This window comes from Pseudomonas sp. MF6767 (assembly GCF_016405475.1).
In the GTDB taxonomy this organism is placed as follows: Bacteria; Pseudomonadota; Gammaproteobacteria; order Pseudomonadales; family Pseudomonadaceae; genus Aquipseudomonas; species Aquipseudomonas paracarnis.
In genome coordinates this window covers 173577-198350 of record NZ_JAEKCY010000005.1, presented here as the reverse complement: position 1 = coordinate 198350, position 24774 = coordinate 173577, and the positions used below count along the sequence as shown (strand labels likewise).

Genomic DNA, 24774 nt, shown 5'->3' with positions numbered 1-24774 from the left:
CACACCGCCATGTCCCGACCTGCCGATTCAAATAGCGCCCTGCATCCCTTCCCAAAAACCATGGGGCGTGTGCAATGGACTGAAAAATCATCGAACAACGAAAGAACATTGGAAGGCTGGGCTCTCCCACTGCACCTATCCGAATACAATAATCAGTATTGGGTCAAGTTGACGCTCCAGTCCCCAGACACTCAACAATCACTGTTACTGAAAATACCTTGCGACTCCATAAGTACATCACCTAACAAATCAATCAAGCAAAACCCGGAAGCCTTCACCCACCTGTACATTCAAGGTGCAAACAATAACGCACCTGAAACGGAAGAACATATTAAACCTGTCGGCGACATTGAAGTAACCGTTGACGAAAGCACAGGGAACACAACGCTGAATTTCGAAGGTTCTTTCACTGACACAGCGTCGGAATTACGCGAAATAAAATGCTGCTGTGAGTGGCCTGGAACTACCCTTGACACACAACATTCGGTCTTTAAATGGACAGAAGGACAAACTCAATACAAGACGGAGGGCTGGTTGGCCTACTCCAGTTCAAGCAAGGCATGGTATCTGACCAGCGAGGAGGGAGAATGGGGTACGCCTCAATACCGTGAATGGGCTATTTTTATTTACTGCGACGATGAAAATGAACAGATCATCGATGAAACATTTAAAAACGGTGATGAGAAATCGAATTTTTACTATGCTCCCTTCGGCGGTGGCACCTATGAAGACGAATACAATGTAACGCTTACACTGACTCAGCAGCCGTTGCGCTGCGAAGCCACCTTTAAAAATAAAATCCGCGACCGTGTAGACATGACTAACGGCACGTTTATGCCTATAAAAGACTGCCCGTAGCCACATCATTTTCACGGATACTCGTACAGTGAGACCTCAACCCCCTGACAAACTTAAACCCACCCCGATATAAAGGAGCTTAATAATGTCAACCGACCTCTACTCCTTGGAAGATCACGAAAACCCCACGTCTAAAAATACGTTTACGTGGATTAAATGCAACGAAAGTACATCCGCGAAAAGAGTATATTTTTACCACAATAAAGATAAAACGAGATGGGCCATCAAAGGAATAACAGGATCTTTTAAAGACAAGGACTTTCTGATTTATACTTTCAACATCCCTTATGAAGAAGGAAATATAACTAAAACCTACAATCTCACATATGAATTTCAAGCTCAGGAATCCATCGACGACCCTGCTGATGCAATTATAACTTACATGGCTGAGGAGGCCGAAGTAACGATTACCATCAATACGCTTACCGAAAGAGCAACAGGTTCTTTCAAAGCCACTTTTAAAGACGAGTCGGCCCACATGAACGTTACGGGTGATTTCGAAATGTACGAGATTCAAAAAGAATACCCTTAAAAAGCTCATCACGTTGCAACACCCAACCTCCTCACAAAGCGTCAGGCGAGAAAACCTGACGCTTTGATGGCCGCCGCCTCCAAATGCTGCTCATGACTGAACCCCGACGCCTTCAACGGCTTCAAATCATGATCCCCCGCCACCAGCCACATCACCTCAATGCTCGGCGATAAGGCATACCCCTCCACCGCCGCTCGATTGCCCAAGGCATCACGCTCGCCCTGCACTATCAGCGTCGGCGTCGCAAGCGCAGCCAGATGCTCCACCCGAGGTTTTTGCGGCTTGCCCACCGCATAAAACGGATAGCCCAGGCACACCAACCCATCGGCGCCCAGCTCATCGGCCAACAAACTGGCCATGCGCCCGCCCATGGACTTGCCGCCAATCGCCAGTTTCCCAGCGACATGACGTCGCACCTGGGCATACACCTCACGCCACGCCTCCAGTAGTTTCGGCGCCGGATTCGGCGGGCGCTTGCCCCCGTCCAAGCGGCGCTGGACCATGTACGGGAACTCGAAGCGCAACACGTTCACGCCATGCCCGGCAAGGCGTGCAGCCATGTCGTTCATGAACGCCGAGTCCATCGGTGCACCGGCGCCATGGGCCAGAATCAGCGTGACCGGCTCGCCCGAACGCTTGCCCGTGGCGACATCCCACAACCAGCCATGTTCCCGTACACACTGCGCCCATTGATCCCCGTCAATACTGGCCTTGTGCTCTTTGCCCATGCTTGCCTCGCTTTTTAGTCTGCCTATAACTCCAGCCCAAGTGCCGCACTTGCTTGGGTTGAACCGTGGATGGGGAACCATGAACACTACTTTAAGTACCGCCTATAACTACAAGGTGGTCCGCCAATTCGCCATTATGACGGTGGTGTGGGGCATCGTCGGCATGGGGCTCGGGGTTTTTCTCGCCGCCCAATTGGTTTGGCCTGCGCTCAACTTCGATTTGCCCTGGACCAGCTTCGGCCGTCTGCGCCCATTGCACACCAATGCGGTGATTTTCGCGTTCGGTGGCTGTGCGCTGTTCGCCAGCTCCTTTTACTCGGTGCAACGCACCTGCCAGACGCAGCTGTTCGCGCCGAAAGTCGCCGCGTTCTGCTTCTGGGGCTGGCAGCTTGTGATCCTGCTGGCCGCGATCAGCCTGCCACTGGGCTACACCAGCTCAAAGGAATACGCCGAGCTGGAATGGCCCATCGACATCCTGATCACCATCGTCTGGGTCGCCTACGCCATCGTGTTCTTCGGCACGATCATGAAACGCAAGACCAAGCACATCTATGTGGGCAACTGGTTCTTCGGCGCGTTCATCATCACCGTGGCCATCTTGCATATCGTCAATAACCTGGAAATCCCGGTCAGCCTGACGAAGTCCTACTCGCTGTACGGCGGTGCGACGGATGCCATGGTGCAGTGGTGGTATGGGCACAACGCGGTAGGCTTTTTCCTGACTGCGGGTTTTCTGGGGATGATGTACTACTTCGTGCCCAAGCAGGCCGAACGCCCGGTGTATTCGTATCGCTTGTCGATCGTGCACTTCTGGGCGCTGATCACCTTGTACATCTGGGCCGGCCCGCACCACTTGCACTACACCGCCTTGCCGGACTGGGCGCAGTCCCTGGGCATGGTGATGTCACTGGTGCTGCTGGCGCCAAGCTGGGGCGGCATGATCAACGGCATGATGACCCTCTCGGGTGCCTGGCATAAGTTGCGCAGCGACCCGATCCTGCGCTTCCTCGTCGTCTCCCTGGCCTTCTACGGCATGTCGACCTTCGAAGGCCCGATGATGGCGATCAAGACCGTCAACGCCCTCTCCCACTACACCGACTGGACCATCGGCCACGTACACGCCGGGGCGCTGGGCTGGGTGGCGATGATCTCCATCGGCGCGCTGTATCACATGATCCCGAAAGTCTTCGGTCGCGAGCAGATGTACAGCCTCGGCCTGATCAACGCGCACTTCTGGCTGGCCACCATCGGCACCGTGCTCTACATCGCCTCGATGTGGGTCAACGGCATCGCCCAGGGCCTGATGTGGCGTGCGGTCAACGAAGACGGCACCCTTACCTACTCCTTCGTCGAAACCCTGGTGGCCAGCCACCCAGGCTTCATCGTGCGTCTGGTGGGCGGTGCGATCTTCCTCAGCGGCATGTTCCTGATGGCTTACAACACATGGCGCACCGTGCGTTCGGCGCAACCTGCCGAAGTCACCGCTGCCGCGCAGATGGCCTGAGGAGTCGATGATGAAACACGAAACGATTGAAAAGAACGTCGGCCTGTTGATGCTGCTGATGGTGCTCGCCGTGAGCATCGGTGGCCTGACCCAGATCGTCCCGCTGTTCTTCCAGGACGTGACCAACAAACCGGTCGAAGGCATGAAGCCCTACACCGCGCTGCAACTGGAAGGCCGCGACATCTACATCCGCGAAGGCTGCGTGCAGTGCCACTCGCAGATGATCCGCCCGTTCCGCGCCGAGACCGAGCGCTACGGCCACTACTCGGTGGCTGGCGAAAGCGTGTGGGACCACCCGTTCTTGTGGGGCTCCAAGCGTACCGGGCCGGACCTGGCCCGCGTCGGCGCGCGCTACTCGGACGACTGGCACCGCGCGCACTTGTACAACCCGCGCAACGTGGTGCCGGAGTCGAAAATGCCGGCCTACCCCTGGCTGGTCACCGCCGCCGTCGACAGCAGCCACACCGAGACCAAGTTGAAAGTGATGCGCACCCTCGGCGTGCCGTACACCGACGACGACATCAATGGCGCCGTCGCCAGCCTCAAGGGCAAGACCGAGATGGACGCGCTGGTTTCCTACCTGCAAGTGCTCGGCACTGCCATCAAGAGCAAGAGGTGAGCCATGGGATTTGAATTCGATGCGGGCACCATCCGCGGCCTTGGCACGCTGGTGGTCGCCATCGCCTTTATCGGCCTGTCGCTGTGGGTGTTCAACAACCGCCGCAACGCGGAATTCGAGCAGGCCCGCCTGCTGCCGTTTGTCGATGAACCTTCCCCACCCGACGCTCAAGCAGAGCCAGCCACAAGGAGCACTCGGCCATGACTACGTTTTGGAGTACATGGATCTGCGTATTGACCCTGGGCAGCCTGATCGGCCTGACCTGGCTGTTGGTCGGCACCCGCAAGGGCGAAACCAAGGGCAGCGTCGACCAGACCATGGGCCACGCCTTCGACGGTATCGAGGAATACGACAACCCGCTGCCCCAGTGGTGGTTTATGTTGTTCGCCGGCACCCTGGTATTTGCCGTCGGCTACCTGATCCTCTACCCGGGCCTGGGCAACTGGAAAGGCGTACTGCCGGGCTATGAAGACGGCTGGACCCAGACCAAGGAATGGGACAAGGAAATGGCCAAGGCCGACGCCAGGTTCGGGCCGATCTTCGCCAAGTTCGCGGCCATGCCGGTGGAAGAAGTCGCCAAGGACCCGCAAGCGTTGAAGATGGGCGGTCGCCTGTTTGCCTCCAACTGTGCGGTGTGCCACGGCTCGGACGCCAAGGGCGCCTATGGCTTCCCCAACCTGGCCGACAACAACTGGCGCTGGGGCGGTTCGGCCGAGGCCATCAAGGCCACCATCCTGAACGGTCGCCACGCGGCGATGCCGGCCTGGGGTGAAGTGCTGGGCGAGGACGGGGTGAAGAACGTCGCCGCCTACGTGCGTCACGACCTGGCCAAGCTGCCGTTGCCCGCCGACAACACCGCCGACCTGGCCGCCGGGCAAGCCGCCTTCAGCACCACTTGCGTGGCGTGTCATGGTCCGCAAGGTCACGGCGTGGAAGCCATGGGTGCGCCCAACCTGACCGAGCCTGCCGGCTTTATCTACGGCACCAGCCTGGCGCAGTTGCAGCAGACCATCCGCCATGGTCGCCAGGGCCAGATGCCGGCTCAGGACGTGCTGCAAGGCAATGACAAGGTGCACTTGCTGGCGGCTTACGTGTACAGCCTGTCCCATAACGCTGAAGGCGCAACGCCAGACAGCCAACCGCAGTAAAAGCTCTACCTGTGGCGAGGGAGCTTGCTCCCGCTGGAGTGCGAAGCGCTCCCACGATTTTGGGGCCGTTGCGCAGCCCAACGGGAGCAAGCTCCCTCGCCACAGACATAAGTCGCGACCAAGTGTCGCACCCCTTCCAAACCCAACTTTCCCCTCCTCCTATTCGGGTCTACGCTTGTTCCCACAGTGGAGCAATTCTGGCGTAGACGACGGTATCCGTTGCGCCCCCTGAAATTCCTGTCCACTTGATCAGCTTTCTATTTCGGTCTTTATCCTTACACCAAACATGGAAAGGGCGCAGAATCTGGCGTGGAACGCATTGATACAGGTCAGCCATTGCGTTGCAATGGCCCCTCGGTTTCTACATACTTGCGGCCGATTTTACCTATAAAAAAACCTAAACCGTGGAACCTTAGAATGAGCACAGCAATCAGTCCGACTGCTTATAACTATAAGGTAGTCCGCCAGTTCGCCATCATGACGGTGGTCTGGGGGATCCTTGGCATGGGGCTCGGGGTGTTCATCGCCTCGCAACTGGTTTGGCCGCAATTGAATTTCGACCTGCCCTGGACGACTTTCGGCCGCCTGCGCCCACTGCACACCAACCTGGTGATCTTCGCCTTCGGCGGATGTGCACTGTTTGCCACCTCCTACTATGTCGTGCAGCGCACCTGCCAGACGCGACTGATTTCCGATGGTCTGGCCGCCTTCACCTTCTGGGGCTGGCAGGCGGTCATCGTCGGCGCCATCATCAGCCTGCCCCTGGGCTACACCACTACCAAGGAATACGCCGAGCTGGAATGGCCGATCGCCATTTTGCTTGCCATCGTGTGGGTGACCTACGGCCTGGTGTTCTTCGGCACCATCGTCAAGCGCAAGACCAAGCACATCTACGTGGGCAACTGGTTCTACGGGGCCTTTATCGTGGTCACGGCGATGCTGCACATCGTCAACCACGCCTCCCTGCCGGTGAACCTGTTCAAGTCCTATTCGGCCTATTCCGGCGCAACGGACGCGATGATCCAGTGGTGGTACGGCCACAACGCCGTAGGCTTCTTCCTCACCACCGGTTTCCTGGGGATGATGTACTACTTCGTGCCCAAGCAGGCCGAGCGTCCGATCTACTCTTATCGCCTGTCCATCGTGCACTTCTGGGCGCTGATCACCCTGTACATCTGGGCCGGCCCTCACCACTTGCACTACACCGCTTTGCCGGATTGGGCACAGTCCCTGGGCATGGCGATGTCGATCATCCTGCTGGCGCCAAGCTGGGGCGGCATGATCAACGGCATGATGACCCTCTCGGGCGCCTGGCATAAGCTGCGCACCGACCCGATCCTGCGGTTTCTGGTGGTGTCCCTGGCGTTCTACGGCATGTCGACCTTTGAAGGTCCGATGATGGCGATCAAGACCGTCAACTCGCTGTCCCACTACACCGACTGGACCATCGGCCATGTACACGCCGGGGCGCTGGGCTGGGTGGCGATGATCTCCATCGGCGCGCTGTACCACATGATCCCCAAACTGTTCGGCCGCGTGCAGATGCACAGCGTCGGGCTGATCAACGCACACTTCTGGCTGGCCACTATCGGCACCGTGCTCTACATCGCCTCGATGTGGGTCAACGGCATCACCCAGGGCCTGATGTGGCGTGCGATCAACGATGACGGCACCCTCACCTACTCCTTCGTCGAAGCGCTGCAAGCCAGCCACCCGGGCTTTATCGTACGTGCCCTGGGCGGTGCGTTCTTTGCCAGCGGCATGCTGTTGATGGCCTACAACGTCTGGCGCACCGTGCGTGCCAGCGACCCTGTAGAAGCCGAAGCCGCCGCCAAGATCGCCGTTGTGGGAGCTCACTGATGAAGCATGAAGTAGTCGAGAAGAACATCGGCCTGTTGGCCTTCTTCATGGTCATCGCCGTGAGCATCGGCGGCCTGACCCAAATCGTCCCACTGTTTTTCCAGGACGTGACCAACAAGCCGGTCGAAGGCATGAAGCCGCGCACCGCCCTCGAACTGGAAGGCCGCGACGTCTACATCGCCAACGGTTGCGTGGGCTGCCACTCGCAGATGATCCGCCCGTTCCGCGCCGAAACCGAACGCTACGGCCACTACTCGGTCGCCGGTGAAAGCGTGTGGGACCACCCGTTCCTGTGGGGTTCCAAGCGCACCGGCCCGGACCTGGCCCGTGTGGGTGGGCGTTACTCCGATGACTGGCAGCGTGCGCACCTGTACAACCCGCGCAACGTGGTGCCTGAGTCGAAAATGCCGGCGTACCCGTTCCTCGTGGAAAACAAGCTCGACGGCAAGGACACCGCGAAGAAGATGGAAGTCTTGCGCACCCTGGGGGTGCCCTACACCGACGAAGACATCGCCGGCGCAGCCGCAGCCGTGAAGGGCAAGACCGAAATGGACGCATTGGTGGCCTACCTGCAAGGCCTTGGCACCATCATCAAAAGCAAACGGTGACCTACATGGATATCGGGATGATTCGTGGCCTGGGCACCGTTGTGGTGATGGTGGCCTTTATCGGCCTGGCGTTGTGGGTGTTCAGCCCACGGCGCAAGTCGGAGTTTGACGACGCGACCATGCTGCCCTTTGCAGATGATCCCGAAGCCATCAAGCACGTCGAGCAAGCTTCTAGGAGTAACAAAGAATGACTACGTTCTGGAGTCTGTACGTCACAGTCCTCAGTCTGGGTACCATCTTCGCCCTGACCTGGCTGCTGCTGTCGACCCGCAAGGGCCAGCGCACCGAACAGACGGACGAGACCGTCGGCCACTCGTTTGACGGCATCGAGGAGTACGACAACCCGCTGCCCAAGTGGTGGTTCATGCTGTTTGTCGGCACCATCGTCTTCGCCCTTGGTTACCTGGTGCTCTACCCTGGTCTGGGCAACTGGAAGGGTCTGCTGCCAGGCTACAACTACCTCGACAACGACAAGCAAACCCCGTTCGCCAACGGCCAGACCGGCTGGACCGGCGTGCACGAATGGGAAAAGGAAATGGCCAGGTCGGAGGCCAAGTTCGGGCCGATCTTCGCCAAGTTCGCATCGATGCCCATTGAAGAAGTCGCCAAGGACCCGCAAGCCTTGAAGATGGGCGGTCGGCTGTTTGCCTCCAACTGCTCGGTGTGCCACGGCTCCGACGCCAAGGGCGCCTACGGCTTTCCCAACCTGACCGACGCCGACTGGCGCTGGGGTGGCGAACCCAACACCATCAAGGAAACCATCATGAAGGGCCGCCACGCGGTGATGCCAGGCTGGGCCGAAGTCATCGGCGAGCAAGGCGTGGCTGACGTAGCAGGCTTTGTGGTGACCCAACTCGATGGTCGCAAACTGCCGGAAGGTGCCAAGGCCGATGTGGCCAACGGTGAGAAACTCTTCGCCGCCAACTGCGTGGCCTGCCACGGCCCGGCCGGTAAAGGCACCCCCGCCATGGGCGCGCCGGACCTGACGCATCCGGGGGCGTTCATCTACGGTTCAAGCTTTGCGCAACTGCAGCAGACCATCCGTTATGGCCGCCAGGGCCAGATGCCCGCGCAGGAGCAGTTGCAGGGCAATGACAAGGTGCACTTGCTTGCGGCATATGTGTATAGCTTGTCGCATGGGGATAAGAAGGCTGAGGAGCAGTAAGACCTCTGAAACAATAATGGAGCCCCGCGCAGCGAATGCTGGCGGGGCTTTTTTGTTTTAGCTGCGAAACTTTCAAAGCCAAATCTACCGTTCGTAGCCTCAACCTTGCCGCGCGCACTCGCCAAGTAGTAACGTAACTACATTCACTCCAGCGAAGGGGACCTACCCCATGACCATCACGACCATTTCCAGCCGCGAATTCAATCAAGACACAAGTGGTGCCAAAAAAGCCGCCCGCAAAGGGCCGGTTTTTATCACCGATCGCGGCAAGCCTGCCCATGTACTGCTAAGCATTGAGGACTACCAGAAGCTGACAGGTCTGAACGCCGACATCGTTGATCTTTTGGTGATGCCGGAAGCCGCCGATATCGACTTCGAAACCGAACGTGCCGTGATCATTCATCGCCCCGTGGACTTTTCTTGATGTATTTACTCGACACGAATGTGATCTCTGAACTGCGTAAACCTCAGGCTGATGCAAATGTCGTGGCGTGGGCAAAAAGTGTGGTGGCGCCACGTATGTTTATTTCGGCGATCACGCTGAAGGAATTGGAAACCGGAGTCCTGCGAATTGAGCGGCGAGACCCGGCGCAGGGGAAGGTGTTGAGAGCCTGGCTCAAGCGTCATGTGATGCCCGCCTTTGATGCCAGAATCCTGCCCGTTGATGCAGCAGTCGCGTTGCGTTGCGCACACTTGCATGTACCCGACCGAGCCAACGAAAGTGATTCATTGATTGCCGCAACTGCGCTGGTTCATGGGCTCACCGTCGTCACGCGCAACATCAGCGACTTCCAATCGAGCGGCGTTGCACTGATCAATCCATGGGACGAATGACCGGCTTACCGACAAAAACCGTCCATACTTGCCAAGTCAATTGATCCAGGTCACGTACACCATCAATTGATTTCCCCCAACGCGACCAAAGGTCGCACCCTTTGCGCACCATCGGGGGCGTATCATTAGGCCACTGCAACACCCTTAATTTGACCCCGGCTGGCACGTACTGGCCGAGGCAAATCTCCACCGCCGTGGGATGCAATGATGAGCGACCAGATACCGGTACATGACGTTACCCCGCCTGCCAAGACCGTCGACCTCTACGCTTCGCGTGAGAAGATTTACACCCGCGCCTTCACTGGCTTGTTCCGCAATCTGCGCATGGTCGGCGGTGCCGCTCTGTTTCTGCTGTACTTCGGCACCGTGTGGCTGAACTGGGGGGGACACCAGGCGGTGTGGTGGAACCTGCCGGAGCGTAAATTCTTTATTTTTGGTGCAACGTTCTGGCCTCAGGATTTCATCCTGCTGTCGGGCATTCTCATTGTCGCGGCCTTTGGCCTGTTCTTTATCACCGTATACGCCGGGCGCGTGTGGTGCGGCTATACCTGCCCGCAAAGCGTGTGGACGTGGATCTTCATGTGGTGCGAAAAGGTCACCGAAGGCGACCGCAACCAACGCATCAAGCTCGACAAGGCGCCCATAAGCGCCAACAAATTCCTGCGCAAGTTCAGCAAGCACAGCCTGTGGCTGCTGATCGGCTTTGCCACCGGCATCACCTTCGTCGGCTACTTCTCACCGATTCGCGAACTGGTATTCGATTTCTTCACGGGCCAGGCCGATGGCTGGTCGTATTTCTGGGTGGGTTTCTTCACCCTTGCCACCTACGGCAACGCCGGCTGGCTGCGTGAGCAGGTGTGCATCTACATGTGCCCCTATGCGCGCTTCCAGAGCGTGATGTTCGACAAGGACACCTTGATCGTGTCCTATGACCCCCGCCGTGGCGAAGTGCGTGGCCCACGTAAAAAGGGTACCGACTACAAGGCCCAGGGCCTGGGCGACTGCATCGACTGCACGATGTGCGTGCAGGTGTGTCCTACCGGTATCGATATCCGCGACGGGCTGCAAATCGAATGCATCGGCTGCGCCGCCTGTATCGATGCCTGCGATAACATCATGGACAAGATGGAGTACCCACGCGGCCTGATCAGCTACACCACCGAACACAACCTTTCGGGGCAGAAAACCCACAAGCTGCGCCCGCGCCTGATCGGTTACGCCCTGGTATTGCTGGCGATGATCAGCCTGTTGGTGGCCGCCTTCTTCATGCGCTCGCTGGTGGGTTTCGACGTCAGCAAAGACCGCGTGCTGTATCGCGAGAACGCCGAAGGACGCATCGAAAACGTCTACAGCCTGAAGATCATGAACAAAGACCAGCGCGACCACACCTACGTGCTCGACGCCGCTGGCCTGCCGGACCTCAAGCTGCAAGGCCGGCGCGAAATCAAAGTGGCCGCCGGCGATATCGTCAGCATGCCGGTGGAGTTGTCGAGTGCGCCCGAACAGTTGCCGTCGAGCACCAACGAGGTGACCTTCATCCTCGAAGACGCCGATGACACCAGCGTCCATATTGAAGCCAAGAGCCGATTCATCGGCCCACTAGTCCGTTAACAGGGAACATACGCATGCCCGCAACTACTGCCGCCAGCCCTTGGTACAAGCACCTCTGGCCCTGGATCATCATCGCGATTCTGGCCTGCTCGGTGACCCTGACCTTGTCCATGGTGACCATCGCAGTGAACAACCCGGACAATCTGGTCAACGACAACTACTACGAGGCCGGCAAAGGCATCAACCGTTCCCTGGACCGCGAGCGCCTGGCCCAGACCCTGCAACTGCGCGGCAAGCTGCACCTGGACGAACTGACCGGCGAGGTCGAGCTGCAACTGACTGGCTACAGCAATCCAAATACCCTGGAGCTGAACCTGATCTCCCCGACCCAGCCAGAGAAGGATCGCAAGATCAACCTCACCCGCAGCGACAGCGAGCCCGGCCGCTACATCGGCCAGGTCACCGACAAGGTCGAAGGTCGCCGTTTCGTGGAACTGCTTGGCGTGGAAGGCGGCAACACCTGGCGCCTGTTCGAAGAGGAAGAGGTCAGCCATGACAAGGATTTGTTGCTGGGTGACGAACCGTTGCAGGGCGCTGAAGACTTGAAGAAGTAGACGATGATCGTTCCCACGCTCTGCGTGGTAACGCCTTGCTGGACGCTCTGCGTCCGCTTTGTGACGCAGAGCGTCACGGGCAACATTCCCACGCAAAGCGTGGGAACGATCTGCGGAACCGAGTAATGACCCAACCCACCCCCTGCTACCACTGCGCCCTACCCGTCCCCTCCGGAAGCCGGTTCACCGCCCAGATCCTCGGCGAACGCCGCGAACTCTGCTGCCCGGGCTGCCAGGCCGTGGCCGAGGCGATAGTGGCCGGCGGGCTGGAAAGCTATTACCAACACCGCAGCGAAGCCTCGGCCAACCCCGAGGCGCTGCCCGTGCAATTGGTGGACGAGCTGGCGCTGTACGATCGCGCCGATGTGCAAAAACCCTTTGTCCGCCATCAAGGCGACCTGGCCGAAACCACCTTGCTGATGGAAGGCATCAGTTGCGCCGCCTGCGGCTGGTTGATCGAGAAACACCTGCGCAGCCTGCCTGCGGTGGCCGAAGCGCGATTGAACCTGTCCAACCACCGCCTGCACGTGCGCTGGGCCGATGGGCAATTGCCGTTGAGCCAACTGCTCAGCGAGCTGCGCCATATCGGTTACGCCGCCCATCCTTATCAGGCCGACCGCGCCGCCGAACAATTGGCCAGCGAGAATCGACTGGCCCTGCGACAACTGGGAGTCGCCGGCTTGCTGTGGTTCCAAGCCATGATGGCAACTATGGCCACCTGGCCGGAATTCAATATCGACCTGAGCCCGGAACTGCACGTCATCCTGCGCTGGGTCGCGATGTTTCTGACCACGCCCATCGTGTTCTACAGCTGCGCGCCCTTCTTCAAAGGCGCCCTGCGTGACCTGCGCACGCGCCACCTGACCATGGACGTGTCGGTGTCCCTGGCGATTGGCGGCGCGTACCTGGCCGGCATCTGGACCGCGATCACTGGCGTAGGCGAGTTGTATTTCGATGCCGTGGGCATGTTTGCCCTGTTCCTGCTGGCCGGACGCTACCTTGAGCGCCGCGCCCGGGAGCGTACTGCCGCAGCCACCGCCCAACTGGTCAACCTGTTGCCCGCCTCCTGCCTGCGCCTCAAGGACAATGGCCAGAGCGAACGCATCCTGCTCAGCGAGTTGGCACTGGGTGATCGTGTGCTGGTGCATCCCGGTGCGGTGCTGCCGGCGGATGGGATGATTCTCGACGGCCAATCCAGCATTGATGAATCCCTGCTGACCGGCGAGTACCTGCCGCAACCTCGGCGCACGGGTGAGAGCGTCACGGCCGGCACGCTGAATGTCGAAGGCGCGCTGACCGTCCAAGTACGCGCCCTGGGGCATGACACGCGCCTGTCCGCCATCGTGCGCCTGCTGGAGCGCGCCCAGGCCGAGAAGCCGCGCCTGGCGCAGATCGCCGACCGCGCTGCGCAGTGGTTCTTGTTGTGCTCGCTGATCGCCGCCGCACTGATCGGCCTGCTGTGGTGGGAGCTGGACCCCACCCGGGCGTTCTGGATTGTGCTGGCGATGCTGGTGGCGACCTGTCCGTGCGCCCTGTCGCTGGCCACGCCCACCGCCCTTACCGCCGCCACCGGTACATTGCACAGTCTCGGGTTACTGCTGACCCGCGGCCATGTGCTGGAGGGCCTGAACCAGATTGATACGGTGATTTTCGACAAGACCGGCACCCTCACCGAAGGGCGCCTGGCGTTGCGCGCCATCCGGCCCCTGGGCGCATTGGACAGCGACCAATGCCTGGGCCTTGCCGCCGCCCTGGAGAACCGTTCCGAACACCCGATTGCCCGTGCCTTCGGCCGTGCGCCGCTGGCCGCCGATGAAGTGCTGAGCACGCAAGGGCTGGGCCTGGAGGGTCGTGTGGGAGAACGTCTGTTGCGCATCGGCCAGCCGGGTTTTGTCTGTGAACTCAGTGGCTGCGCGATTCCCGCCTCGCCGGACGAAGCCGGGCAATGGCTGCTGCTGGGCGACCGCAGCGGGGCGCTGGCCTGGTTCGTACTCGACGACCGTCTGCGCAGCGACGCCCCCGCCTTGCTGGCCGCATGCAAGGCGCGGGGCTGGCGCACGCTGTTGCTCTCCGGCGACAGTTCGCCGATGGTAGCCAGTGTCGCCTCTGAGCTGGGTATCGACGAAGCCCACGGCAGCCTGCGCCCTGACGACAAGCTGCAGGTACTGCAAAACCTGCACAAGGAAGGTCGCAAAGTGCTGATGCTGGGCGATGGGGTCAATGATGTGCCGGTGTTGGCTGCTGCCGATATCAGTGTGGCGATGGGCTCGGCCACCGACCTGGCGAAAACCAGCGCCGATGCGGTGCTGTTGTCCAACCGCCTGGATGCGCTGGTGCAGGCCTTTAGCCTCGCGCGGCGCACCCGCCGAGTGATCATCGAGAACCTGTTGTGGGCCGGGTTGTACAATGGCCTTATGCTGCCGTTCGCCGCCCTGGGTTGGATCACTCCGATCTGGGCGGCCATCGGCATGTCCCTCAGTTCGTTGACCGTGGTACTCAACGCGTTGCGCCTGACTCGCCTGCCGAGCGCGCAAGCCCCGGGTACCGCCCCAGCAACCCGCCCGCTGCCGGCCTGAGCCGCGTGGGCATGGAGTACAGATGCCAGCTCTCTATGTGATGATTCCGGCAGCACTGCTGTTAGTGGGCGTGGCCATCTACATCTTCTTCTGGGCCGTGGACAGCGGCCAGTACGAAGACCTCGATGGCCCGGCCCACAGCGTGCTGTTCGATGACCAGGACCCGAACCACCTGGCCGCCATCGATGAAGCCAACAACCCCGAGCAACCGCCCAAAGAGCCCCCTCATGCTTGAGCTGATGCCCTTGCTGGTCTCGGCGCTGATCCTCGGCCTGCTCGGTGGTGGCCACTGCCTGGGCATGTGCGGTGGGTTGATGGGCGCGCTGACCCTGGCGATTCCCAAGGAACAACGCAGCCGCCGTTTTCGCCTGCTGCTGGCGTACAACCTGGGGCGCATCCTCAGCTATGCCACCGCCGGTTTATTGATCGGCCTGGCCGGCTGGGCGGTGGCCAACAGCCCGGCAGCGATGTTCATGCGTGTGCTCGCCGGCCTGCTGTTGGTCTGCATGGGCCTGTACCTGGCCGGCTGGTGGAGCGGCCTCACCCGTATCGAAAGCCTGGGGCGCGGCCTGTGGCGGCATCTGCAGCCAGTGGCCAACCGTTTGCTGCCGGTGTCCAGCCTGCCCCGCGCCTTGTTGCTGGGTGCGCTGTGGGGCTGGTTGCCGTGCGGGCTCGTCTACAGCACCCTGCTATGGGCGGCGAGCCAGGGCAATGCACTGGACAGCGCCTTGCTGATGCTGGCGTTCGGGCTGGGCACCTGGCCGGTGCTGCTGGCCACCGGGCTGGCCGCCGAACGGGTGACGGCGTTGTTGCGCAAGCGCAGCGTGCGGGTGGCCGGCGGGGTGCTGGTGATGATCTTAGGCCTCTGGACCTTGCCCGGCCCCCATCAGCACTGGCTAATGGGGCATTAACAGGCCCTGTGGCATAGCGCCGCTCCCCGTTGATGCAAATCAACATGCCTTGCCTGCCCTGCCCCTAGACTCGGCCCACTAGCCAATCCGGGGGACCGCCCGCATGCTCGACGCCATTCGTTGGGACACAGATCTGATTCACCGCTACGACTTGGCAGGGCCGCGCTACACGTCCTACCCCACCGCCGTACAATTTGACAGCCAGGTCGGCACCTTCGACCTGCTCCACGCCCTGCGTGACAGCCGCAAGGCAGTGCGGCCACTGTCGCTGTACGTGCATGTACCCTTCTGCGCCAACATTTGCTACTACTGCGCCTGCAACAAGGTGATCACCAAGGACCGGGGGCGCGCCCAAGCCTACCTGCAGCGCCTGGAGCAGGAGATCCAATTGGTGGCCTGCCACCTCGACCCGCAGCAACCCGTTGAGCAACTGCATTTCGGCGGCGGTACGCCAACGTTTCTCAGCCACGATGAACTGCGCCAGGTGATGACACGCCTGCGCCAGCATTTCAATTTGCTGGATGATGACTCGGGCGACTACGGCATCGAAATCGACCCGCGCGAAGCCGACTGGGCCACCATGGGCCTGCTACGCGAACTGGGCTTCAACCGCGTGAGCATCGGCCTGCAAGACCTCGACCCCGAGGTGCAACGGGCGGTCAACCGCCTGCAAAGCCTGGAGGAAACCCGCGCCGTGATCGATGCAGCGCGCACCTTGCAATTTCGCTCGATCAACATCGACCTGATCTACGGCCTGCCCAAGCAGTCGCCGTTGAACTTTGCGCGCACCGTGGAGGAAGTTATCCGCTTGCAGCCTGACCGCCTGTCGGTATTCAACTACGCGCACCTGCCGGAACGCTTCATGCCCCAGCGGCGGATCAACACCGACGACCTGCCCTCGCCGGCAGAAAAACTGCTGATGCTGCAAACCACCATCGAACAACTGACCCAGGCCGGTTACCGCTACATAGGCATGGACCACTTTGCGCTGCCGGACGACGAACTGGCGGTGGCCCAGGAAGAAGGCAAGCTGCAGCGCAACTTCCAGGGTTACACCACCCACGGGCACTGCGACCTGATTGGGCTGGGGGTGTCGGCGATCAGCCAGATCGGCGACCTGTATTGCCAGAACAGCAGTGACTTGAACCAGTACCAGAATGCCTTGGCGGGCGCGCAACTGGCGACCAGCCGCGGCCTGGTCTGCACTACGGACGACCGATTGCGACGGGACGTGATCCAGCAGTTGATCTGCAATTTCAGCCTGGCATTCGAGGAGATCGAACAGGCGTACAACATCGATTTTCGCGGCTATTTTGCCGAGTCATGGCCGCAATTGCAGACAATGGCCGATGATGGCTTGATCGAACTGGACGCCCAGGGCATTCGCGTGCTGCCGGCCGGGCGCTTGTTGGTGCGCTCGGTGTGCATGGTGTTCGATGCCTACCTGGAGCACCAGAACAGGCAACGGTTTTCGCGGGTGATTTGATTACATCGCCAGGGAGGCAGCTTTCATCGAATCCTCGGCACTCATGCCTTTCATCGCCTTGGCCAGCGACGTCTGAGCCGACATCAGGCCAGCCTGCAGCGAACCGATCTCGGTCTGCAGCGCGCTCGCCTTGGCACGCGCCTCTTCAGGGGAAAGATTACTGTCCGCGGCCACCGCCGCCAGTTCGGCCTGTTTTTCGGCGATCTGTTGCTTCAGTTGGCGGATCATTTTCAGTACCTGTTTGACGTTGTCTTCCAGGCCACTGTCATCGATGTCCGCATTGCTGCGCTGCTCCACGCCTGCCGCTTTGAATGCCGCAGCGGAAATAGTCACTGTCACACCTTCCACGACCTTGGTTTCAGAAGATTTTTCAAGGGTGGGACCTTCGTCCTTGAGCGCAGTAACCGGCTTCGCGTCAGGCACAACAGGGATGCGAATAGCCGGGTTGTAGGCCGCTATAACAGACATGATCCGAGCTCCGTCTAAGAGATGTGCTCTTTGTATCGACCTCAAGCAACAAATCTTTATACCTGTGCAGGTTTTCTGTACACGCTGGCCTCGCTGCCCCCCAGTGCGTTACCCTTACGTCTTATGTGTGTTTTCCCACAAGGATTTAAGAAATGTCCGAGCCAGTCAAACTGCGCGCTCACAGCCAGGCCCATTGCAAGGATTGCAGCCTGGCCCCCCTCTGCCTGCCACTTTCGTTGAATCTGGAAGACATGGATGCGCTGGACGACATCGTCAAACGCGGCCGCCCACTGAAAAAAGGCGAGTTTCTGTTTCGCCAGGGCGACAAGTTTGATTCCGTCTATGCAGTACGCTCGGGCGCGTTGAAGACCTTCAGCCTCAGCGACGGCGGCGAAGAGCAAATCACCGGTTTCCACCTGCCAAGCGAGTTGGTCGGGCTGTCGGGGATGGACACCGAGATTCATCCGGTATCGGCCCAGGCCCTGGAAACCACGTCGGTGTGCGAAATTCCTTTCGAGCGCCTGGATGAACTGGCCCTGCAACTGCCGCAATTGCGCCGCCAGTTGATGCGCGTGATGAGCCGTGAGATTCGTGACGACCAGCAAATGATGCTGCTGCTGTCGAAGAAAACCGCCGACGAGCGTATCGCCACGTTCCTGGTCAACCTGTCGGCGCGCTTTCGCGCCCGTGGGTTCTCGGCCAACCAGTTCCGCCTGAGCATGTCGCGCAATGAGATCGGTAATTACCTGGGCCTGGCAGTGGAGACCGTGTCCCGCGTGTTTACCCGTTTCCAGCAGAACCAGTTGATTGCCGCCGAGGGTAAAGAAGTGCATATCCTCGACCCGATCCAGCTGTGTGCATTGGCTGGCGGTTCGCTGGAGGTCTGATCCAGGCTGCGGCCGCGCCAATCGGCGAGGCCGCAGGTATACTTCGAGTCCGTTTTCCGCTCTGGACTCCTCGACGATGACTTTTGATTCGTTCGACATCAAATCCCTGATTCGCCCCGTTATCGACTTCCCCAAGCCGGGTGTGATCTTTCGTGACATCACGCCGCTGTTTCAATCGCCCCGCGCCCTGCGCCTGGTGGCCGACAGCTTTGCCCAACGCTATGTCGAAGCCGATTTCACCCATATCGGTGCAATGGATGCCCGTGGCTTCCTGATCGGCTCGATCATCGCCTACCAACTCAACAAGCCGCTCATCCTGTTCCGCAAGCAAGGCAAGCTGCCGGCGGACGTGCTGGCTGAGGGTTACCAGACCGAGTACGGCGAAGCGTTCCTGGAAGTGCACGCCGACAGCCTGTGCGAAGGCGACTCCGTGCTGATGTTCGATGACCTGATCGCCACCGGCGGCACCCTGATTGCGGCGGCGAACCTGGTGCGGCGCATGGGGGCAAAGATCTTTGAAGCCGCGGCGATTATTGATTTGCCGGAGCTGGGTGGCTCGCAGCGCTTGGCAGACATGGGGATTCCGACGTATTGCCTGACGCAGTTCGGGCTGACTGAGAGATAAGCGTCGTCAGTACTGACGCCATCGCGGGCAAGCCCGGCTCCCACCTTGGAATGCATTCTCCTGTGGGAGCCGGGCTTGCCCGCGATGAGGCCGAAAGAACACCCCGGTTTACAACCCCATCTGCTTACAGATGATTTCATTCATCACTTCGCGCGTCCCGCCACCAATCGACAAAATCCGGTTATCGCGATACAGCCGCTCCACCAGACTGCCACGCATATATCCCTGCCCGCCCAATATCTGCACCGCGTCATACGTCACCCGGTCAGCGGTATCGGTAGCCAGATTCTTGGCCATGGAAATCTCTTTGATTACGCTCTTGCCGGCGGCCATCTTCGCGGCCTGGCGATAGGTGAACTCGCGGGAAACCTCCACGGCGGTAGCCATTTCCGCCAGGCGATGCTTGAGCACCTGGAATTTGCCGATGGGTTTGCCGAATGCTTCGCGCTGGGCGGCCCACTGGAGGCTTTCCTCCAAGGCCAGTTGCGCGGTCATGTTGGCCATGAGGGCCAAGGCCAGGCGCTCGCTCTGGAAGTTGCCCATGATGCAGGCAAAGCCCATGTTCTCGACACCGACGAGATTGCCCACAGGCACGCGGCAGTCATCGAAGAATAACTCGGCGGTGTCCGACGCCCACCAGCCCATCTTCTTCAGTGGCTGGCCGACGGTAAAACCGGGCGTGTCTTTTTCAATCAGCAGCAGGCTGATGCCACCAAAGCCCGGCCCACCCGTGCGCACGGCCACGGTGTAGAAATCAGCGCGAATGCCGCTGGTGATAAAGGTCTTGGCACCGCTCACGCGGTAATGCTCGCCTTCACGTACGGCGCGGGTTTGCAGGTTGGCTACATCCGAGCCGCCGCTGGGCTCGGTGACCGCCAGGGCGATGATCTTCTCGCCGGCGAGCACCAGAGGCGCTATGCGCTCACGCACGTCGGGCCGGGCCCATTTGACGATGGGCGGCAGGCCGATATCCAGGGAGCCGAGCCCTGCCACCACGCCGCCGGAGCCGCAGCGCATCAACTCTTCGCTGGCGGCGACCTTGGCGAACAGATCGCCTTCGTGGCTGCCACCCAGCGCCTCGGGGTAGCCGATGCCCAGAATGCCCGCCGCACCGGCCTTGAGGTAAAGCTCACGGGGGAAGCTCTCAGCTTCCTCCCAGTGCTCGATGCCCGGCAGCATCTCGCGCTCGACGAAGCGGCGCACGCTGTCGCGGACCAATTGGTGGCTGGGATCGAAGTATTCCTGATAGGCAGACATCGGCAAGCTCCATGGCGAGATGAAGCGAACTTACCAAGCGCTTGCTTGGTTATCAAGTCATGCACAGGGACTGTGTCTGCGCTAATCCTGTAGGAGCGAGCTTGCTCGCGAAAAACATCAACGATAACGCGTGCTTCCTGAGTGAACGCGGCGGCTATTAGTTTTTCGCGAGCAAGCTCGCTCCTACAGGGTTAGGAAGTCCCAGATTGCAATGGGCTTTAGAGCGCGATGGGTTTGCGGCCTGCGAACGAGTGCGCCAGGGTACCGCCGTCCACCAATTCCAGCTCGCCCCCCAACGGTACGCCATGGGCGATCCGTGAAGTAATCAAACCTTTATTGGTCAGCAACTGGGCGATGTAGTGCGCGGTGGCTTCACCTTCCACCGTCGGGTTGGTTGCCAGGATCACTTCGGTAAAGGTGCCCTGCTCTTCGATTCGCGCCACCAGTTGTGGAATACCGATGGCTTCCGGCCCCAAACCGTCGAGCGGCGACAGGTGGCCCTTGAGCACAAAGTAACGCCCGCGGTAACCGGTTTGCTCCACGGCGTACACATCCATCGGCCCTTCCACCACGCACAGCAACGTGTCGTCGCGACGCGGGTCGGCGCATTGCGGGCAGAGTTCTTCTTCGGTGAGGGTGCGGCACTGGCGGCAGTGGCCCACGCCCTCCATGGCCTGGCTCAGGGCCTGGGCCAGGCGGGTGCCGCCGCTGCGGTCACGCTCCAGCAGTTGCAGCGCCATGCGCTGGGCAGTTTTCTGGCCAACGCCGGGCAAGGTGCGCAAGGCGTCGATCAGTTGGCGAATCAGGGGGCTGAAGCTCATGGGCGAAGGGTCCGACAAAACAACGAGACGCGGTTTATACCCGCGCCCCGGATTAGCGTCAAATACTCAATCCTGCGCGACGCGCACCACCAACTTGCCGAAGTTGCGCCCTTCGAGCAGGCCGATAAAGGCTTCGGGCGCCTGCTCCAGGCCGTCGACCACGTCCTCGCGGAACTTGATCTTGCCCTCGCGCACCCAAGGCGCCATGGCACTGAGGAACTCCGGCTGGCGGTCGCCGTAGTCATCGAACACGATAAAGCCCTGGATGCGCACCCGCTTGGTCAGCAAGGTGCGTTGCAGGGCCGGCAAACGGTCAGGGCCGCTGGGCGCTTCATGGGCGTTATAGCCGGCAATCAACCCGCACAGCGGCACGCGCGCTTTGGGGTTGAGCAAAGGCAGCACGGCATCGAAGACTTTACCGCCGACGTTTTCGAAATAAATATCCACGCCTTTGAAACAGGCCAGGGCCAGCTCATGGGCGAAATCTTCGCTCTTGTGGTCGATACAGGCGTCAAAGCCCAACTCATCCACCACGTAGCGGCACTTGTCTGCGCCACCGGCAATGCCCACCACGCGCAAGCCCTTGAGCTTGGCCACTTGGCCCACCACCGACCCCACTGCGCCAGACGCAGCCGCCACCACCAGGGTTTCCCCGGCCTTGGGCTGGCCGATATCCATCAAGCCCATATAGGCCGTCATGCCCGGCATACCCAGTACGCCCAAGGCCATCGACGGACTCGGCAACCCCTTGGGCAGCGGGATCAGGTTATGGCCTTCGCAAATGCAGTGGCTTTGCCAGCCGGTGGCGCCGACCACCAGGTCGCCCACTTCGAATTTCGGGTTGCGCGATTGCTCGACACGGCTGACAGCCCCACCGGTCATCACCTCGCCGATTTCCACGGGCGCGGCGTAGGACGGCGCGTCACTCATGCGTCCACGCATGTAAGGGTCCAGGGACAGGTACAGGGTCTTGAGCAGCACCTGACCGTCTGCCAGGTCCGGCAGGCTCACACGTTCCAGGCGAAAGTTTTCGGGCGTGGGGGCGCCTTGAGGGCGTGAGACCAGAACGATGCGTTGGTTGAGCGTCATTTCTTGAGGCATCAGCGGGGCTCCTTTATCGGTGAGTGGTTTCAACGGTATAGGGTGCAGACCATCGGTGAAGGCCTGGGGTTCGATGTTTCGACCGGCCAAAAAAATGCCAGGCGCGATGCCTGGCATTTGAGTCTAGCTAAAGCGTGTATCAGAACGGCAGTTTCATGCCCGGTGGCAGTTGCATGCCAGCGGTCACGCCGGACATTTTGTCCTGGCTGTTGGCTTCGATCTTGCGCACAGCGTCGTTGACGGCTGCGGCGAACAGCGCTTCGAGCATTTCCAGGTCATCTTCACCCACGCCCGGCAATACGCTTGGGTCGATGCTGACACGCTTGATGTCGTGACGACCGGTCATCACCACGCTGACCATATCGCCACCGGCTTTACCGGTGACTTCGGCGTTGGCCAGCTCTTCCTGCATCTTGGCCATTTTTTCCTGCATCTGCTGCGCCTGCTTCATCAGGCCGGCCATGCCACCTTTCATCATGGGAATCACCTCAAAAGTACGTGGATCAATGAGTAGCCCGGTGTCATGACGCTTGGGGCACCGGGGCTTCGACAGGTTCAATAGTATCGTGGCGGACGACCGCACCGAACTGTTGCATCATTTGTTGGATAAGCGGATCTGCGTGGATCGAGTCCTCGGCCTCGCGCTGGCGGTTAAGGCGCCGACGGGTCGCTGCCTGGGCCGGGGTTTCCTGCTCGGGCTTGATCAGCTCGATGGCGATGGTCAGCGTGCGCCCATGGTACTGGTTGAGCGCGTCGTTGAGCCGGCGCTGCTGGGTGGCGTTGAACAAGGCGCTATGGGCCGGGTCCAGGTGCAGCAGCCAGTGGTCGCCTTCGATGGAAATCAGGGTGCAGTTGGCGGCGATACTGCCGGTCATGCCGGAGATCGGCAATTTCGGAAACAATTCCAGCCATTGCAGGGCCAGGCCGGTAGCCGGGGCCGCGGCAGGTTCTGCCTCGGGCTCGGGCGCAGGTTCCGCGGTGTGCTCACTGGCCAAATCGTCCAGGTAGCTGTAGGCCGAATCCATGTCCGGCTCGATGTAGTCTTCGTCCAGCGGCGGTTCGTCGTCCAGGTCAATGCCGGGAGTGGCCGCGTCGACCTGGGCGACCGTCGGTTCAGGAACGGGGGCCGATACCCACTCAGGGGCATCCGGCACCACGCTGTCCGGAGTCGGCGCAGGCATCGGCGTCAGCTCGGGTTGCTCGCCGGTGGTTTCCAGCACGGGCTCCACGGCGGGCTGTTGCTCGGGCTCTACTTGCGCTTCGACCGGGTCATTCCAAGGCAAGTCGACCACGGGCTCGGGCTCGATGACCGGCTCGGGCTCGACCACCGGTGCGACGGCAACCGGCGCAGGTTCGGGCTCAGGTGCCGGCGCAACCGGCTCAGGCACAGCAACCGCAGGCGCAGTAACTACTGGCGCGACAACGGCCGCGCCAGCCACTGGTTTGGCGGAATCAACTGTGGCCTGGCTGATCCCCACTGGCTTTAGCGGCTGTCTCGGTGCGTCTGCCGAATCTGCCGGCCGGAATGCCAGCATGCGCAGCAGCACCATTTCAAAGCCACCCCGAGGGTCGGGTGCCAGGGGCAGGTCGCGGCGACCGATGAGGCCCATCTGGTAGTAGAACTGTACGTCTTCGGCCGGCAAGGCCTGGGCCAGGGCCAATACGCGATCTCGGTCGCCATGGCCGTTGTCCACGCCTTCCGGCAGGGCCTGGGCGATGGCGACGCGATGCAATACGTTGAGGATTTCCGAAAGCACGCCATTCCAGTCCGGGCCTTGCTCCGACAGGTGGCGCACCGCTTCGAGCAACGCCTTGGCGTCTCCTTCGATCAGCGCGTGCAGCACGTCGAACACCTGGCCATGGTCCAGGGTACCGAGCATGGCGCGCACGTCGGCGGCCATGACCTTGCCTTCACCAAACGCGATGGCCTGGTCGGTGAGGCTCATGGCATCGCGCATCGAACCATCAGCGGCGCGGCCCAGCAACCACAGCGCGTCGTCTTCGAACGGTACGTTCTCGACGCCCAGCACATGGGTCAAATGCTCGACCACACGCTCGGGGGTCATGTTTTTCAGGGAGAACTGCAGGCACCGCGACAAAATCGTTGCCGGAAGTTTCTGCGGGTCGGTGGTGGCCAGGATGAACTTGACGTAGGGCGGCGGCTCTTCCAGGGTTTTCAACAAGGCGTTGAAGGAGTGGCTGGACAGCATGTGCACTTCGTCGATCAGGTAGACCTTGAAGCGGCCACGGCTCGGCGCGTACTGCACGTTGTCCAGCAGCTCGCGGGTGTCTTCGACCTTGGTTCGGCTCGCGGCATCGATCTCGATCAGGTCGACGAAACGCCCTTCGTCGATCTCACGGCACACCGAACAGGTGCCACAAGGCGTCGAGGTAATACCGGTTTCACAATTCAGGCACTTGGCGATGATGCGCGCAATCGTGGTCTTGCCCACCCCACGCGTACCGGTGAACAGGTAGGCATGGTGCAGCCGTTGGCTGTCCAAGGCATTGATCAGAGCCTTGAGCACATGGGTCTGGCCGACCATTTCGCGGAACGAGCGCGGGCGCCATTTACGTGCAAGAACCTGATAACTCATCGAAAACCGTCGCAACTGGGAAGC

The 24774-nt window shown here is 60.5% G+C and carries 27 protein-coding genes; 20 read left to right on the top strand and 7 right to left on the bottom strand.

The features are described from left to right. The first annotated feature begins 9 nt into the window (after positions 1-9). Entirely contained in the window at positions 10-858 is an 849-nt protein-coding gene (locus JFT58_RS11175) for a hypothetical protein (RefSeq protein WP_054897847.1), read from the top strand. Positions 859-943: 85 nt separating this feature from the next. Further along, positions 944-1390: a hypothetical protein gene (locus tag JFT58_RS11170; protein ID WP_054897848.1), complete on the top strand. Its 447-nt coding sequence runs from the start codon at positions 944-946 to the stop codon at positions 1388-1390. Positions 1391-1431: 41 nt separating this feature from the next. Here the strand turns inward: JFT58_RS11170 and JFT58_RS11165 are convergent, their stop codons facing one another. Next, a complete protein-coding gene (locus JFT58_RS11165) occupies positions 1432-2118 on the bottom strand; it encodes an alpha/beta family hydrolase (RefSeq protein ID WP_054897849.1) in 687 nt (228 codons plus the stop codon). Positions 2119-2197: 79 nt separating this feature from the next. Between JFT58_RS11165 and ccoN (JFT58_RS11160) the strand changes: the two genes are divergently transcribed. From ccoN (JFT58_RS11160) to hemN, 16 genes are all read left to right on the top strand, one after another. Beyond that, positions 2198-3622 (top strand): cytochrome-c oxidase, cbb3-type subunit I, encoded by a 1425-nt coding sequence (ccoN, locus tag JFT58_RS11160; protein WP_034128402.1) that lies wholly within the window; start codon positions 2198-2200, stop codon positions 3620-3622. A gap of 10 nt (positions 3623-3632) precedes the next feature. Next, positions 3633-4241 (top strand): cytochrome-c oxidase, cbb3-type subunit II, encoded by a 609-nt coding sequence (gene ccoO / locus JFT58_RS11155; protein WP_003193159.1) that lies wholly within the window; start codon positions 3633-3635, stop codon positions 4239-4241. A 3-nt stretch (positions 4242-4244) separates the two neighbouring features. Next, a complete protein-coding gene (locus JFT58_RS11150; protein ID WP_054897850.1) occupies positions 4245-4445 on the top strand; it encodes a cbb3-type cytochrome oxidase subunit 3 in 201 nt (66 codons plus the stop codon). Then, entirely contained in the window at positions 4442-5389 is a 948-nt protein-coding gene (gene ccoP / locus JFT58_RS11145; protein ID WP_054897851.1) for a cytochrome-c oxidase, cbb3-type subunit III, read from the top strand. Before JFT58_RS11150 ends, ccoP (JFT58_RS11145) begins: the two co-directional genes overlap by 4 nt. Before the next feature lie 417 nt (positions 5390-5806). Beyond that, positions 5807-7249 carry a cytochrome-c oxidase, cbb3-type subunit I gene (gene ccoN / locus JFT58_RS11140; protein WP_014719443.1) on the top strand — a complete coding sequence of 481 codons (1443 nt, stop codon included), beginning with the start codon at positions 5807-5809 and terminating at the stop codon, positions 7247-7249. Beyond that, positions 7249-7857, top strand: coding sequence for a cytochrome-c oxidase, cbb3-type subunit II (gene ccoO / locus JFT58_RS11135; protein ID WP_003193167.1), 609 nt, complete (start codon positions 7249-7251; stop codon positions 7855-7857). The genes ccoN (JFT58_RS11140) and ccoO (JFT58_RS11135) overlap by 1 nt, the downstream gene beginning before the upstream one ends. A gap of 5 nt (positions 7858-7862) precedes the next feature. Further along, positions 7863-8048 (top strand): CcoQ/FixQ family Cbb3-type cytochrome c oxidase assembly chaperone, encoded by a 186-nt coding sequence (locus tag JFT58_RS11130; RefSeq protein ID WP_003193169.1) that lies wholly within the window; start codon positions 7863-7865, stop codon positions 8046-8048. After that, entirely contained in the window at positions 8045-9022 is a 978-nt protein-coding gene (gene ccoP / locus JFT58_RS11125; protein WP_014719444.1) for a cytochrome-c oxidase, cbb3-type subunit III, read from the top strand. Before JFT58_RS11130 ends, ccoP (JFT58_RS11125) begins: the two co-directional genes overlap by 4 nt. 169 nt (positions 9023-9191) lie before the next feature. Next, entirely contained in the window at positions 9192-9446 is a 255-nt protein-coding gene (locus JFT58_RS11120) for a type II toxin-antitoxin system Phd/YefM family antitoxin (protein WP_034128400.1), read from the top strand. After that, positions 9446-9856: a type II toxin-antitoxin system VapC family toxin gene (locus JFT58_RS11115; protein WP_034128399.1), complete on the top strand. Its 411-nt coding sequence runs from the start codon at positions 9446-9448 to the stop codon at positions 9854-9856. Before JFT58_RS11120 ends, JFT58_RS11115 begins: the two co-directional genes overlap by 1 nt. 207 nt (positions 9857-10063) lie before the next feature. Further along, complete coding sequence (gene ccoG / locus JFT58_RS11110) at positions 10064-11467, top strand: cytochrome c oxidase accessory protein CcoG (protein ID WP_054897852.1); 1404 nt, start codon at positions 10064-10066, stop codon at positions 11465-11467. A gap of 14 nt (positions 11468-11481) precedes the next feature. After that, positions 11482-12021: a FixH family protein gene (locus tag JFT58_RS11105; protein ID WP_014719446.1), complete on the top strand. Its 540-nt coding sequence runs from the start codon at positions 11482-11484 to the stop codon at positions 12019-12021. Positions 12022-12146: 125 nt separating this feature from the next. After that, positions 12147-14597: a heavy metal translocating P-type ATPase gene (locus JFT58_RS11100; protein ID WP_103299608.1), complete on the top strand. Its 2451-nt coding sequence runs from the start codon at positions 12147-12149 to the stop codon at positions 14595-14597. 22 nt (positions 14598-14619) lie between these two features. After that, on the top strand, positions 14620-14832 hold the full coding sequence (gene ccoS / locus JFT58_RS11095) for a cbb3-type cytochrome oxidase assembly protein CcoS (RefSeq protein ID WP_054898601.1): 213 nt from the start codon (positions 14620-14622) through the stop codon (positions 14830-14832). Beyond that, complete coding sequence (locus JFT58_RS11090; protein ID WP_054898602.1) at positions 14825-15508, top strand: sulfite exporter TauE/SafE family protein; 684 nt, start codon at positions 14825-14827, stop codon at positions 15506-15508. The genes ccoS and JFT58_RS11090 overlap by 8 nt, the downstream gene beginning before the upstream one ends. A 103-nt stretch (positions 15509-15611) precedes the next feature. Next, positions 15612-16994: an oxygen-independent coproporphyrinogen III oxidase gene (gene hemN, locus JFT58_RS11085; protein ID WP_054898603.1), complete on the top strand. Its 1383-nt coding sequence runs from the start codon at positions 15612-15614 to the stop codon at positions 16992-16994. Here the strand turns inward: hemN and JFT58_RS11080 are convergent, their stop codons facing one another. Further along, complete coding sequence (locus JFT58_RS11080) at positions 16995-17462, bottom strand: FlxA-like family protein (protein ID WP_080757733.1); 468 nt, start codon at positions 17460-17462, stop codon at positions 16995-16997. 152 nt (positions 17463-17614) lie between these two features. Between JFT58_RS11080 and fnr the strand changes: the two genes are divergently transcribed. Together fnr and JFT58_RS11070 are read left to right on the top strand one after the other, a co-directional pair. After that, positions 17615-18349 carry a fumarate/nitrate reduction transcriptional regulator Fnr gene (gene fnr, locus JFT58_RS11075; protein ID WP_005790290.1) on the top strand — a complete coding sequence of 245 codons (735 nt, stop codon included), beginning with the start codon at positions 17615-17617 and terminating at the stop codon, positions 18347-18349. Between the two features lie 76 nt (positions 18350-18425). Continuing rightward, the gene (locus JFT58_RS11070) at positions 18426-18974 is read left to right on the top strand and encodes an adenine phosphoribosyltransferase (protein ID WP_034128393.1); all 549 of its coding nucleotides are present in this window, start codon (positions 18426-18428) and stop codon (positions 18972-18974) included. 108 nt (positions 18975-19082) lie between these two features. On the opposite strand, the gene JFT58_RS11065 is transcribed toward JFT58_RS11070, so the two are convergent. From JFT58_RS11065 to dnaX, 5 genes are all read right to left on the bottom strand, one after another. Beyond that, positions 19083-20231: an acyl-CoA dehydrogenase family protein gene (locus JFT58_RS11065; RefSeq protein ID WP_054898605.1), complete on the bottom strand. Its 1149-nt coding sequence runs from the start codon at positions 20229-20231 to the stop codon at positions 19083-19085. A 218-nt stretch (positions 20232-20449) separates the two neighbouring features. Then, positions 20450-21052: a recombination mediator RecR gene (recR, locus tag JFT58_RS11060; protein WP_014719453.1), complete on the bottom strand. Its 603-nt coding sequence runs from the start codon at positions 21050-21052 to the stop codon at positions 20450-20452. A 66-nt stretch (positions 21053-21118) separates the two neighbouring features. Then, positions 21119-22153: an NADP-dependent oxidoreductase gene (locus JFT58_RS11055; RefSeq protein WP_003193196.1), complete on the bottom strand. Its 1035-nt coding sequence runs from the start codon at positions 22151-22153 to the stop codon at positions 21119-21121. 139 nt (positions 22154-22292) lie between these two features. Beyond that, positions 22293-22631, bottom strand: coding sequence for a YbaB/EbfC family nucleoid-associated protein (locus JFT58_RS11050; protein ID WP_003193199.1), 339 nt, complete (start codon positions 22629-22631; stop codon positions 22293-22295). Positions 22632-22674: 43 nt separating this feature from the next. Next, positions 22675-24750, bottom strand: a complete 2076-nt coding sequence (gene dnaX / locus JFT58_RS11045) for a DNA polymerase III subunit gamma/tau (protein ID WP_054898606.1) — start codon at positions 24748-24750, stop codon at positions 22675-22677. Positions 24751-24774: the final 24 nt, after the last annotated feature.